Annotated in this window: 14 protein-coding genes; 4 read left to right on the top strand and 10 right to left on the bottom strand. The window is 27.6% G+C overall.

All coding sequences use genetic code 11. The features are described 5' to 3' along the window. Positions 1-130: 130 nt before the first annotated feature. Both dusB and MBBWO_RS00065 read left to right on the top strand, forming a co-directional pair. Positions 131-1,114: a tRNA dihydrouridine synthase DusB gene (gene dusB, locus MBBWO_RS00070; protein ID WP_116668851.1), complete on the top strand. Its 984-nt coding sequence runs from the start codon at positions 131-133 to the stop codon at positions 1,112-1,114. A gap of 658 nt (positions 1,115-1,772) precedes the next feature. Continuing rightward, positions 1,773-2,027, top strand: a complete 255-nt coding sequence (locus tag MBBWO_RS00065) for a hypothetical protein (RefSeq protein WP_116668850.1) — start codon at positions 1,773-1,775, stop codon at positions 2,025-2,027. A 518-nt stretch (positions 2,028-2,545) separates the two neighbouring features. Here the strand turns inward: MBBWO_RS00065 and MBBWO_RS00060 are convergent. From MBBWO_RS00060 to MBBWO_RS00035, 6 genes are all read right to left on the bottom strand, one after another. Continuing rightward, positions 2,546-4,288, bottom strand: coding sequence for a DUF2207 domain-containing protein (locus MBBWO_RS00060; protein WP_116668849.1), 1,743 nt, complete (start codon positions 4,286-4,288; stop codon positions 2,546-2,548). A 9-nt stretch (positions 4,289-4,297) separates the two neighbouring features. Further along, positions 4,298-4,420 (bottom strand): zinc-ribbon domain-containing protein, encoded by a 123-nt coding sequence (locus tag MBBWO_RS00055; protein ID WP_165807899.1) that lies wholly within the window; start codon positions 4,418-4,420, stop codon positions 4,298-4,300. A 626-nt stretch (positions 4,421-5,046) separates the two neighbouring features. Continuing rightward, positions 5,047-6,084 (bottom strand): sulfate/molybdate ABC transporter ATP-binding protein, encoded by a 1,038-nt coding sequence (locus tag MBBWO_RS00050; RefSeq protein ID WP_165807898.1) that lies wholly within the window; start codon positions 6,082-6,084, stop codon positions 5,047-5,049. 66 nt (positions 6,085-6,150) lie between these two features. Next, on the bottom strand, positions 6,151-6,825 hold the full coding sequence (gene modB / locus MBBWO_RS00045; protein WP_116668847.1) for a molybdate ABC transporter permease subunit: 675 nt from the start codon (positions 6,823-6,825) through the stop codon (positions 6,151-6,153). A 48-nt stretch (positions 6,826-6,873) separates the two neighbouring features. Beyond that, a complete protein-coding gene (gene modA, locus MBBWO_RS00040) occupies positions 6,874-7,680 on the bottom strand; it encodes a molybdate ABC transporter substrate-binding protein (protein WP_116668846.1) in 807 nt (268 codons plus the stop codon). A 359-nt stretch (positions 7,681-8,039) separates the two neighbouring features. Beyond that, positions 8,040-8,807, bottom strand: coding sequence for a DUF4013 domain-containing protein (locus MBBWO_RS00035; RefSeq protein WP_116668845.1), 768 nt, complete (start codon positions 8,805-8,807; stop codon positions 8,040-8,042). A gap of 219 nt (positions 8,808-9,026) precedes the next feature. On the opposite strand from MBBWO_RS00035, the gene MBBWO_RS00030 reads away from it, so the two are divergent. Further along, positions 9,027-9,512, top strand: coding sequence for a flavodoxin (locus MBBWO_RS00030; protein ID WP_116668844.1), 486 nt, complete (start codon positions 9,027-9,029; stop codon positions 9,510-9,512). A gap of 262 nt (positions 9,513-9,774) precedes the next feature. On the opposite strand, the gene MBBWO_RS00025 is transcribed toward MBBWO_RS00030, so the two are convergent. From MBBWO_RS00025 to MBBWO_RS00015, 3 genes are read right to left on the bottom strand one after another with little or no spacing between them, the layout of a single operon-like run. Next, a complete protein-coding gene (locus MBBWO_RS00025; RefSeq protein WP_116668843.1) occupies positions 9,775-10,458 on the bottom strand; it encodes an amino acid ABC transporter ATP-binding protein in 684 nt (227 codons plus the stop codon). Positions 10,459-10,470: 12 nt separating this feature from the next. Further along, positions 10,471-11,121 carry an amino acid ABC transporter permease gene (locus tag MBBWO_RS00020; RefSeq protein WP_116668842.1) on the bottom strand — a complete coding sequence of 217 codons (651 nt, stop codon included), beginning with the start codon at positions 11,119-11,121 and terminating at the stop codon, positions 10,471-10,473. Positions 11,122-11,136: 15 nt separating this feature from the next. Then, on the bottom strand, positions 11,137-11,952 hold the full coding sequence (locus MBBWO_RS00015) for an amino acid ABC transporter substrate-binding protein (protein ID WP_116668841.1): 816 nt from the start codon (positions 11,950-11,952) through the stop codon (positions 11,137-11,139). Between the two features lie 272 nt (positions 11,953-12,224). Here MBBWO_RS00015 and MBBWO_RS08265 point away from each other — a divergent pair, with 272 nt between their 5' ends. After that, positions 12,225-12,941 (top strand): thermonuclease family protein, encoded by a 717-nt coding sequence (locus tag MBBWO_RS08265; RefSeq protein ID WP_116668840.1) that lies wholly within the window; start codon positions 12,225-12,227, stop codon positions 12,939-12,941. Between the two features lie 41 nt (positions 12,942-12,982). On the opposite strand, the gene MBBWO_RS00005 is transcribed toward MBBWO_RS08265, so the two are convergent. After that, entirely contained in the window at positions 12,983-14,032 is a 1,050-nt protein-coding gene (locus MBBWO_RS00005; protein WP_116668839.1) for an FkbM family methyltransferase, read from the bottom strand. Between the last annotated feature and the right edge of the window lie 337 nt (positions 14,033-14,369).

Below are 14,369 nucleotides of genomic sequence, written 5' to 3'. Positions count from 1 at the left end.
CTTCTCTAACAAGAAAAATTAATATAAAAAATATAGTGGATTTCTTTTTATATATAATTTAAATTACTATTATGTTCAGTAATGATATAAAAACTATAAAAATAAAACAATAATATATAAATGTGGTTTTATGAAGTGGAAAATTGGTGATGTAAAGATTGATAATCAAGTTGTCCTTGCCCCTATGTCAAGAGAATGCAATTCCTCCTTTAGAAGAATAGCTAAATTAATGGGATGTGGACTAGTTGAAACTGAAATGATATCTGCCACAGCTATCAAGTATAACAACCATAGAACCCAGGAAATGCTCTATATGACTGATTATGAAAGACCTATCTCAGTACAGCTATTTGGATCTGACTGCGAATCATTTAGAATTGCTTCTAGATATGTTTATAATAAAGTAAAACCAGACATAATCGATATCAACATGGGATGTCCAGTGAGAAAGGTTGCAATAGCTTCTAAAGCAGGCTCTGCATTAATGAAAAATCCAGATACTGCCCACGACATCATAGAAACAGTAGTTGAAACTGTTGATGTTCCAGTAACTGTTAAAATCAGAAGCGGATGGGATGAAAATAACATCAATGCAGTAGAAATTGCTAAAGTTGTTGAAGATGCAGGGGCATCAGCCATTACTGTTCATCCACGTACTAGAGACCAGGGATATGCAGGTAAATCTGACTGGTCAATAATTAAAAAGATTAAAGATGAATTGTCAATACCAGTTATAGGAAATGGAGATATCAAATCATGCTATGATGCAAAAAGGATGATTGACGAAACTGGATGTGATGCTGTAATGATTGGCAGAGCAACCCTTGGAAATCCATGGCTTATTCGCGAATGTATTGACTATTTAGATTACGGCATAGAGCCTAGAGAAGTTACTCTTGAAGAGAAAATTGAGATGATTAAAAAGCATACTGAACTGTTTTTAGATTTTAATGATGAAACACTTGCATTTCGCAGGTTCAGAAACCTTATTTCACATTATATCAAACATTTTCCCTATAATCATGACCTTATGAGTAAGCTATTTAAAACTAATACAAAAGAAGATTTATTTAGATTATTAGATGATTATTATGTAAAGTTAAATCAAAAGTAGTTTAAATAAAAATCTCTACTTATTTAATATAAAATGGGTTAATATTCATTTTATAAGTTCTTTTTTCATATATAATGGTAAATCCATCCATGGTTTTATCAATAATCATACAATATAAATATATAACTTTAATTATTTTTAAATTATGCAAAAATTTAATGAACATTATTAGTTTTTAAAAGTTCATGTTTAGTCATATATTAACATTATATTAAATATTATAATGCTAATATTTCCTGGCATTTTTTAATAATGTTGGCATTATAAATATATTTTTTTTATAAAAATATTGTTTATTATTTATATTTTTTTAAGATAATTCATAATTAGTTTAATAATTTATAAAAAAATATCATTTATGATTAATAATTAAACAATTTTAAAATAAATGACTGAATTATATTAATATTGTAAAATTGATGTTTTACCTATTAATCCTGAGTTAACTACTGTTGTTAATGATAATGAATATGGTGACAAAACTGTAATTAATGTTGAACTAACTGGATTAAATGGTACAGGATTAACTGATACAGTAATCGTTAGAATTGATGGTGAAAATTACTTAGTAAATGTTACAGATGGAAAAGGTACATACACTTTACCAACATTATTAGATCTTGGAGATTATGTTGTAAGAGCATATTTTGATGGAACTATGAATTATAACCATATGTTAAACAGAACTGAGGTAATAATATACATTGAACCCGAAGACAATTCTACTGAAGATAGTCCTAATAATGATGATAATATTATTAATGATACTATTAATAATATTTATGATGATGTTCTCGTATCTGAAAAATCAATTTTATCATCTAAAGGAGTAAATATGGCTAAAACAGGAAATCCTATTTTAGTATTAATTATATTGTTATTCTCTATGCCATTTATTATTAGAAGAAAATAAACTGTTGAACTATTTATAGGGGGCAATAATAATGATTGTCCCTTATAATAATATTTATAAGATTATAAACTAATATAAAAATTATATCATTATTTCTTATGTGAAAATTATTTTTCATGATATGTGAAGCTTTTTCTATGAAATAAACTAATTCTTCTTTAATATAATATCATATTGTTCATATTTTTATGGATTAATAACAAAAAATTTAATATTATGGGAAATAATTAATCTAATTTTATTTTTTTTATCCATTATATGTTTTAAAAGTAATATTTACATATAATTTTTTTAGATTAAAACATTTAATGTTTCAATATACGGAGTTTTAAATTTTTATTATTTAATTTATTTTTATTTGAAAAAACAGATTATTGGGATTGTTTATTAATTATTATCATTTATGAACACTGTTACTCTATAAATGCTAGAATATGATTTTAAAGTAAAAAGATATAAAATCTATAAATTTTTATTTTAATGTAGGAATCAGTTATATGAAAAAAAGGATGGATGAGCTAGAATGCTCCTCCACCACCACCTCCAGAACCACCCCCAACAGATCCTCCGCCTTTTGAAGAACTTTCACTGTGGGCAGTATTCATTGAAGATGTAAATAATAAAGACCCTCCATGATGATGATACCTATAAATATTGTTATTCTGCAAATCATTTGAAGGAATTATATCATCCATTGCTTGCTTTACTTTATCTGCATTACCCAATGCAGAAGCATAGATTAAATAATGATTCCAAATAACAATGGATTCTGGAGGATGCTCTTTTATTAATGAAAAGTCATTTAGATATCTTCTAAAACTTTGCCATTTTTCAAATTTCATTCTACCTTCAACAGTCCATTGACCACCATATCGATTATTCAATAAAATGAAAATAGCTCCAATGAAGATAAATACTATAGAAATAGCAATGCAATAATCCATTGAAATACAACCTAAAACAATTGCTGATACAATAACTATACTTGTTCCATAATATTTGATTATCTTTGCTCCTTTATCTCTAAAAAATGAATCATATATTGGATTTATATATTTCTCATGATAGTCATTCTTGATTTTATTGTATTCACTTTCAAACTCCCTTGCTCTAAATTGATTACTTAGATTTCTTTTTAGATTCTTTAAGTTAATTCTTCCATCTTCCCCATATTTTAAAAATAAGTTTAAGATATTTGCCTCATAGTCTTCAATTGTTGATAGAATATTATCATTATTTAAAACAAGTGAAATCCCCTCTTCTCCATCATCATCTAAACTTAATATACCTTCATCTATCAATTTCAATATGGTAGCTTGAATACCATTATCACTTATTACTCCAACAGACTCCCTAGTTCCAAACATTGCATCAACAAACAAGGGATGATCATTTGTAGGAGGTTCATGTTCATATGGAGCATCATAATCAATTTTTGGTTCTTTACCATACCTTAAATATGTAACTACTGGGATAAATAGGCTCAAAAACATGACGATTGGATATAAATATGAAAAAGACTCTAAATAACGCATTGAATTCTCATAGTCCTGTTGAATTTTATAAATTTCTTCCCGCCCATTTGAATCAATGATATACGCATATGTTGGATTTTCATTAAATTGGCTTAAAGGAATTAAAGCTCTAAATTCTAAAAATTCACCAGCACTTAATTCTCCAGTATAAATATTAAGTTCAGATCCATTCCATGATTCATTTGAGGACAAATAGTAAGGATTAATCCAATACTCAATTCCTTCAGATGAATTAAATTGTATATGTGCATTTAACTTTTCAGTTCCTTCATCCCATTCTTCACCCCATAATTTATAATGAAGCTCAGCAATATCATTATAAATATTAATCAAACCAACAAAATCATACTCATACCAAACAGTAACTGTAGTATCTTTTATTGGTTGTGTGTAATCCTCATCAGAGTACAAATAAGTGGTTATTTTATAATTTCCATCTTCATCGGTTGTAACTTCATATTCTGAATATGCTCCACTACTAAAAACTTTCAAATTCTCAATGGATTCTCCATCTTTAAGAGGTATTGTCCTATAAACTCCATTAAATTCACCATTAAAAGTATACTGATAACATTCCTCAATATTAACATTACCATCAGCATTAATAGTTAAAATGATATCTGATAAATTAATAGTATATGATTTATCTTCATCAGCAGTAACAGCTGAAATTGATGACAATAAGATAATGGAGATTATTACTAATCCAATTAATCTTTTGTTCATTATTTTCACCTAGAATTTAACATTTAGATGTGATTGGGCAGCATTATTTTGAGAAATTATATTACCACAATGCTCACAAAATTGTGCTGTTTCATTAATTTCTTTTCCACAATTTGGGCAAAATTTAAGCAATTTCCTCACCATTATTATATATTTATATATATAGATAAATAATTTTCTATTTAATTTAAAATAAGTATAATAAATAATTTTAGATGAACTTTTAATCAATAGTTTATAGAATATCTGAATATTTCTCAAAAAGATAAACTAATAATTACCAATTAAAAAAAAAAATTAATATAAAAAATTTATGAAAAAAATAAAAAAGTTTAATAAAAATATCTAAAATATTCATTCTAGTAGTTAGCGTACATATTAGAAAGGCATATTTTTTTATTACATGAAAATTATTATGTATTTAATAATAAACATAGCATTTCACAGAATATCATTAATTACTAATGGATTTAAAGCACTTCATTAAATTTCCACACAATACATTATATTTGTCTAAATTTTATATAACTCCTGTAAAGTAAATTCCATCATATTGTCTAATTTTTGAATTAAAACATGCGATATATATATATAATTAATTTAGTTTTAAATGTAACTCAATAGTTCTCAAAGAAAAAATATAACTAAATTCATATCCTAGTATACACATTTTTTTTTAAAAAAAAATAGATTAAACCAAATATCTAGCTATAATAATACAAATTAAAAAGAGTTTTAATTTTACTAAAAAATATTGATTATTCCTTTAATAAAATAATATTTTTAGGGTCTACTTTTAAATATTCTGGAGCCTCAAATTCATGTTCATGAATCTCTTTATCCACTTTCCACCAGAGACCATTTTTTAAAGTTACTTCCCATTCAAAAGGTTTTTCTAATATAGCTGCACCTTTACTTTCAACAACATTGGTATCTTCCTTTTCAGAAGGATAAAAGTCATGAGCTCTTATTCCAATGTGAGTAATATTGTCTGAAATCTTTTCAGATACTTCAAATACAAGATTCCAGTCTAAAGCTTTAAGATGATATTCATCAATGATTTCAATTTTAGATATGTTTTTACAACCTGTAAGTTTAGCAGCCTGAACCCTTTTCGGATTCTCGAATATTTCATGAGTAGGTCCTTTTGCAATGATTTTACCTTCCTCTAATATTAAAAGTTCATCACAGAACTGAAATACTTCATCACGATCATGAGTAACTAAAATAGACAAACCATCAAAGCTATTTAATAAATTAACAAGTTCAATACGTAGTTTTTCCTTTAATGCAGTATCCATAGCACTGAAAGGTTCATCTAACAATATAACATCAGGTCCATAAGCTAATATACGGGCTAAAGCCACTCTTTGCTGTTGACCTCCAGATAACTGTCTAGGATATCTTTTTTCTAATCCTTCTAAGTGAAAGCGCTTAATCATTTCAGGTACAATGCTTTTATCATCATCTTTGGATAAACCTGCAGCAACATTCTCTTCAACTGTCATGTTGGGAAACAATGCATAATTCTGAAATAAGTAACCTACCTTTCTTTTTTGAGGTATTAAGTTAATTTTTTTATTGGAATCAAAATAAATGTTCTCTTCATCAGCAATAGTTAAGCTTACAACACCTTTATCTGGATCTACAATACCTGCAATAGACTTTAATGTCATACTTTTACCACAGCCTGATGGTCCAAGAATACCCAAACAGCCATTTTTCAATTGGAAATCAACATCCAATTCGAATTCTTTCAGTTTCATTTGGATATCTACTTTTAGATTATTATTCATGATCTTTCCCCTCAACTAAAAATAAAAAAAGATTATAAAAAAGAATATAAATTTAATTTAATTTATTTATTTCCATTGTTTTTCCTTACGTAGTGTAACATAGTCCATAATGAAAATAGCTATAAATGCAATTATAACAATGAACACTACATAGTTAAAAGCGTCCCCCATATTTCCAGCAGCTACCTCTGAGTATACTGCCATTGGGAGGGTTCTAGTTTGATCTGCAATATTACCTGCAAGCATAGCTGTAGCACCAAACTCGCCTAAACCACGTGCATAAGCAAGAATTCCACCGCTGATAATTCCAGGCAATGCATTTGCAAATAAGATTTTCCAGAAAATCTTCCACTCGGACATACCTAATGTACGGCCTGCATCAATTAAATTGGAATCAACCTGCTCAAATGCACCTCTTGCAGAACGATACATTAATGGAAGGGACATAACTACTGCCGCAATAACAGTAGCAGACCATGAAAATGCTATTTTAACTGCAAAGAAATCTATAAAAAAACTACCTATTGGTCCTCTAACTCCAAAAATGTATAATAAGAAAAACCCTACAACAGTAGGAGGCAATACAATTGGTAGTGTAAGGATACCATCAAGGACGATTTTTATTGAGTTGTTTTTAATTTTAACAATACCCCAAGCAATAATTAAACCTACAAAAAAGGTTATAAATATTGATAAACTTGCAGTTTTCATTGAAATTAAAATTGGTGTCCAATCCATCATGTATCTCACTTAACTATTATTTCTTTTAAAGAGACTATTTAAATAAATCTATTCGTCATGAATAGTAAATCCATACTCAACGAAAATATCTTTTGCTTCTTGACTTTGTAAGAATTCCATGAATTTAGCTGTAGCATCATTATTTTGAGAATCTGCAAGAGGAGCTACAGGATAAACAATAGTTTTTAAAGAATCTTTTGGAGCTTCACAGACTACTTTTACATCATCAGTTGATTTTGCATCAGTAGAGTATACAAGACCATATTCAGCAGAACCTTGAGCTACTTGATTTAATACAGCAGTTACATCGGTAGCTAAGGATAATTTAGGTTCTACATCATCCCAAATACCAAGATTGTGTAATGATTCGTTTGCATATTGTCCAGCAGGTACTGATTCTGGATCACCAATAGCAATAGTACCTTCTACATCTTTTAATTCTTCAAATGAAGTAATATTTGCATCTGAGTCAGCAGGTACAATTAAAACAAGTTTATTTTCTAAAAATTTAACATTGGAACTGTTATCAACATAACTTTTGTTAATTAACTCATCCATCTGTTTATTACCTGCAGACATGAATACATCTGCACCTAAACCATTTTCAATCTGTTTTACTAAATCTCCACTGGAAGCGTAAGTAGGAGTAACAGTCATTCCTGGATTTTGCTCTTCAAACATAGGAATTAATTTTTCATCATATACGTTTTTTAAACTAGCAGCAGCAGCTAAATTTACTTCATTATCTCCTGAGCCATTGTCAGAAGTTCCTAATGAACCACTAGCATATAAACCTACTGCAATAACAGCTATTATCACAATAACTGCAATAATTATTTTATTTGTAGATTTCATTATTAATACACCATATTAAATTATATCCATTTAACCAAATCAAAATTCAAATAAATTACATCTTTTTGATCAGTTATTATTGTTTTAGGATTAAATGACATATAAAGTTTTTCATATCGATTTAATTACAAGTGTATTTTTTATTATAAAAACTAGTTTATTATTCATAAAATTCATAATTACTTATATTTTAAAGATATTTTTAGTTAATTATGATTATAACATGTTAAAATGGGAAAAAAGTAAATTTTTAAAGAAATAATCTATTGAATAACAATGCTATTGATATGAATGAATATATCTTATTTACACAAAAAGAGTTAAAAAAAATAAAAAAAAGAAAAAATTTAATTTAAAATTTAATTATTGGAGTATATTAAACCAGTTGCTCTGGCAGAGAAGATATATACAAAGGAGGATATGAAAAGTAAGCTAATTAAATATCCTATATATGGAATTATAGCTACAAACATAGCAATTAACAATAAAATAACGATGATTATTGCTAAAACTATCCACCATACAATATATGATCCAACACCTATCCTTTTAATATCATCCATGATTCCAGAGAATGAAAATCCTTGAGAGAAACTTCCAGTATCTGCTAATCTACAGTATGCAATTGTTGCAAATAACATAAAGATGATGTATATAATTAAACTTATAATAAAGGTAAGACCAATAGATCCAATTAAATTAAAAGCTAAATCAGAAGATAAAGCACCGCCAGCCATAGATACTTCCACAGCTTGACTAAATGCATTAACTGCACCAGTTGCAAATAGAAGTATAAAGAATATTATGGTTGGAATAATCATATAAATAAAACTTAAAACAGCTGCTTTAATACCATCTATAAAGTTTTTAATTATATCAAAAGCTGGAAGTTCATCATATCCATGTATTGTATCACGAGTAATTGATAAAGTATACCCTACTACAATAAACATTACAATAAAGTTAATTAAAGATGCAACTGCTTGGATAGTTCCATCAGTAACTCCAAACATAACAAGTAAATATGAAATACTTGCAATTATAACAATAATACCTAAGATTATCCATTTACTTACATTATTCAATGGATATCTAAGAGCGTCATTAAATATTGAACTTATTGACATATTGTCACCTCTTTTTTTATTTATTCAATATTTTACTTTAATACTATATAAATTTATTATAAAAACATTAAAATTGAACAAATAATTTTCATTTTATAAATTTATTTAATAATGTTAAAATAATGTTATTATTTCAATCCACAATATTTATATATTAATTCTTAATTAATTATATATATAAAATTGTTTATATTAACAACAATAATTAAAGGTGATTATATGAGTAAAACTTTAGTAGCATTCTTTAGTGCAAGCGGTTCAACAAAAGGAGTTGCAGAAAAACTAGCAATTGTTGTAGATGGCGATTTATATGAAATTGAACCTGAAGAACCATACACAGCAGAAGATTTAGACTGGACCAACCCAAAAAGCAGAAGTTCAATAGAAATGAAGGAAAACAGATCCTTTAGACCACCAATAAAAGGTAAAGTAGACAATATTAATGATTACGACACAATATATCTTGGTTTTCCAATTTGGTGGTATGTAGCACCTACTATTGTAAATACATTCTTAGAAAGCTATGATTTTTCAGGAAAAACAATAATCCCATTTGCAACATCCGGTTCAAGTGGTATGGGAAATACAATATATGAGCTTAAACCATCCTGTTCTGATGATGTTACATTTATTGAAGGTGAAAGATTCCCAGCTTCTGTTTCTGAGAATGAATTAAAATCATGGGTTGATAACTTAAATATTTAAATATCTTTTTTTCTTTTTTTATTTTTAATAAATAAATTTAATCCAATTAACTGATATATATGAATAAACTCTAAAATCATATTTTATTTTATATCCACTATAAAAAACAATAAAAAACATTATTAAATTAGACTTTAACCAATATTTATAATGTTTAATTAACCTAAACATTAAATAAATAACAGGAAAAACAGGTTAAACATTAAGAGAGAAAATAATAAACAGTAATTTTTTTAAAAAAAAAGAAAAATAAAGTGAAGTCTTAATCAGTGAATTTACCTAAGAATTCTTTCATTCTTTGGTTTTCAGATGAAAATACTTCATCAGGACTTCCTTCTTCAATGATTACCCCATTATCCATGAAAATAATGTTATCTGCAACATTACGTGCAAAGTTCATTTCATGAGTAACAATAACCATTGTCATATGTTCAGCAGCTAAATCCCTAATTACTTTTAAAACTTCACCAGTTAGCTCTGGATCTAAAGCAGAAGTAGGTTCATCAAAAAATAGGATATCTGGATTCATTGCCAATGCTCTAGCTATAGAAACCCTTTGTTTTTGACCACCAGATAACTCATATGGATAAGCATCTTCCTTATCTTCCAAATCCAATTTTTTAAGTAAACTTCTAGCCTCTTTATATACTTCTTCTTTATTCCTTTTCTGAACTTTAATTGGAGCATTACAAATATTTTTCATAACAGAATGATGAGGGAATAAATTGAAATCCTGGAATACTAATCCAAGTGTTCCATCAAAATCAATAATTCCATCATCTTGAGTTTCTAACTTTGTAATGCATCTAAGTAAGGTGGATTTACCTGAACCTGATGGTCCAATAATACATAAAACTTCACCTTTATCAACAGTGAGGGAAATATCTTTCAATACTTCATTGTCACCGAAACTTTTTTTGAGATTTTTAATTTCTAATAAGCTCACAATATCCCTCCTTTATTGATAATAATCTAATCTTTTTTCAAGATATTCCATTACAAATGCAACAACCATGTTAAATACATAATAGAATACACCAGCTACAAGTAATGCCATGATAGAAGCTTCTGCAGCAGCAATTTGTTTAGCTACAGTGAACATTTCTGGAATAGCGATTACAAAGGATAATGATGTATCTTTTACAAGTGTTATAACCTCATTTGTTACTGAAGGAAGGATTATCTTAAATACTTGAGGTAAAATAATTATGAAAAATGTTTCAAACTTACTATAACCTAATATCTGTGCAGCTTCATACTGACCTTTAGGAATTGCTTCAATTCCTCCTCTAAATATTTCAGCGAAATATGCTGCATAGTTAATTGAAAATGCAATAATTACTGAAATCATCCTATATTCAGGAGATAAAGAAGCTCCAAATATATAGTAAGGAGCAAAGAACACAACAATTAACTGTAACATTAATGGTGTACCTCTCATAATTGAAATGTACACTCTAGTTATCCATCTTAAAGGTCTGAACCTGCTCATTCTTCCCCCAGCTACTACAAGACCTAAGGGAATTGAAAATAATAAAGTGAGCAAAAAAATTTCAATGGAGGTAATCATACCTCCTAACAATTGTGCAATTACAGTGCTTAACATCATAGATTATTCGCCAACTTATCTTATAAGTGAATCTTTAATATCATAATCACTGTATTTTTCAGCTATTTTATCAACAGTACCATCTGCAAACATTTCATCTAATGTAGCTTGTACTTGATCTCTTAATTGAGTATTTCCTTCTTTAAATCCAATACCATATTGTTCAGAAGAAATATTCTCAGGTAAAATTATGAATTGATCACTAGCATCTCTAGAGTTGATTTGATAGTGAGCAACACCAATATCTACTGCAATAGCATCACAAGCACCAGATTCTAAATCCATAAATGCTGTATTATAATCAGCTACTTCTACTAATGCTGCAAAAGTATCAGCTAATGATTTTTGATCACCTTGAAGTGCAGCTAATGCAGAGGAATCTTTTTGAGTTTCTACATTTTTACCAGCTAAATCACTTAAGGAGTCAATACCAGAATCAGCTTTAACTACAATAACTTGTTTGTTATCAAAGTATGGTTCAGACCATGTGTATTGATCTTCTCTTCCAGTCATTGTAAATCCATTCCAAATACAGTCAATACTACCAGAATCTAATTCAGAGTCTTTAGCATCCCAGTCAATTGGTTGTTTAACTAAAGACCAGTTGTTTCTGTCACAAACTTCTTGTGCTAAGTCTAAATCAAAACCAACATAGCTACCATTATCTGCCTTATATCCATATGGAGGGAATTCAGCATCAAAACCAACAACAAATGTGGTATTATCATTAGTAACCTCAGCTTCTCCATCAAACACACCAGCATAAGCTGCTACACCTAAAATAATAACTATAACAACTATTATACCGATAATTCCTATTTTTTTATCCATAGTTCCACCAAAATTATATATATAATTAAAAAATGTATACTTTAAATTCTTAAATTAGTTAAAAATTTAAACTATGTACTAATTTTTATTCAATTATATATTTATTACTTTACTTTTGATTTTGAAAACAAATATAAAAAATCAATATTTAATAAAAATATTTTCAGAACTGACATCTTTCTTTTTTTTAAAAAAATTCTCTTTAAAAGAATAATTTAAATATTAATGAAATATATACCAATTAGTAATAATTTAATTTAAAGGGCGAAAACATGAAGATTAATAAAAAGTTTCTTTTAGTTATCTTTATTTTTGCTATTGCCACCTTAGCTAGTGTAGCAGCATATGATGGAACTGGATTTATGCATAATATACCCACTTCCAAATATTCAAGTTTAAGTGAAAGTGACATTTTAGCAAATTATAATGATACTGACTGTACTGTTGAAGCTAGTGGAATATGTACTAAAGTTGTTGATGGAGATACAATAGACGTAGAAGGAGTTGGAAAAGTTCGTTTTGTTGGTGTTAATACACCTGAAAGAGGACAAAATGGTTCTGATACATCTAAATATTTCGTTGAAAAATTTTGTTTAAATAAAGAAGTAGGTTTAGATATTGATGATTCTAAACATGAAGATAACTATGGTAGAACCTTAGCAGTTGTTATAGTAGATGGTAAAAATCTTAATGAAATGCTTTTATGTGAAGATTTAGCTGAAATAATGTATATTCCTCCATCTGAATTTAATCCATACTTATGGGAAAATGGAACAACAGATTATCAACATTTTGCTACTTCAGCTACCTTAAATCAAAACACTGGAGACGACTCTGGATCATATATAGGTAATTCAAACAGTATGAAATTCCATGCTTCAGACTGTAGATATGGATTAAAAGTCTCTGATTCAAATAAGGTAACCTTTGACTCAAGAGAAGATGCTATTAATCAAGGATATAAACCTTGTAAAGTATGTAATCCATAAACATACTTATTTTTTTTATTTTATTCTTAAAAAGAATTATTCTATTTTTTTACTCTGCATTTTATTATTGTATCAGATATGTAAGTCCATGGCTGTTCTTTAGCTATTTCAAATTCATAATCCAATCCTAAACTGTCAATCATTGGCTTAATAGTGAAGAAATCATCAGGTTTATGATAAATACTAATAAATAGAATAGGTTTATATTTTTTAATAGTGTTTATTGCACCTTTAAGTAGATCTTGCTCTGCTCCTTCAACATCAATCTTAATAAAACCCACATCTAGATTATTTTTATCAACATAGTCATCAACAGTCATTGCAGGCACAATAAATTCTTGATCATAATCCCTGACTTCTGAATCCGAAGTAACTCCCTCATAATTATCACCAGACAGATATATGGAAACTTCACCTATATCATCACTTAGAAATGAATTAACCGGTACAATATTATCAATATTATTGAGTTCAATATTCTTAATTAACTGGTTAAAAGACTCTTTAAAAGGTTCAAAAGCATGAACATTACCAGTAGTTAATTTAGATAATGGGATTGAGGAATCCCCTGTAAAAGCACCTGCATCAATAAAATCTTTATCTTTCAAGAAATCTTTATCTTCCTGTGTAAAACCTAAATCAACAAAGGCATGGTTAGTGAAATTATTGCTGATAAACTTATAATCTCCAATTTTTTTATCAGAAATATATTTTTCTTCAAAAGCAGCAAATTCCTGTTGACGTTTTATTTCATCATCAAGGAATAAAGTATCTTCCTTGGAAGCTGCAACAAAAAGTGTTCTGAGAAGTATTATTTTAAGATATTTCTTGTTTTCCTTTGACAAACCACTGAATAAATTAAAGAATTTTTCTTCAAAATCATCCCTCAAATAGTAATCAATATAATTCCTTTCGCAAAAACTTCCAATATGATTAATCTCATTTAAAAGGTTAGGACTACTTATTAAATTTCTGAGTTCATTTAATTCTTCAGTTAATCTATTATTTTCTTCAATTAATCGATTATAATTGTCTTTATAATAGTTAAATTGATTACTTTTTGATAAAAGTTTCTCTTTAATCTTACTCATGATTAATCACAAATTTAAATTTTATTTAAAAGAAATTAAACTTTTTTATCTAAAAATAATATTATAAAAAAGCTATTTAGTAGTATAATAAAATGTTAAATTTTTTATTATTTAAAACTTTCAAATTGATATTAATAAGAACAAAAGAAGAGATTTAATAAAAAAAAATAATGGAAGGATAATTAATTCAAATATCCATCCATTTAATTATTTATGGTTGTTTTACTGTGATTTTGTTGGATGCTGTTGCATTTCCATAAACTGAAGTGATAATATACTCACCAGGAATCAAATTAATATTCAAATGAGCAACACCATTCTCATCAGTAACCCTGTT

The organism is Methanobrevibacter woesei (assembly GCF_003111605.1).
GTDB lineage: Archaea > Methanobacteriota > Methanobacteria > Methanobacteriales > Methanobacteriaceae > Methanocatella > Methanocatella woesei.
This window is presented reverse-complemented; position numbering and strand designations above follow the sequence as displayed.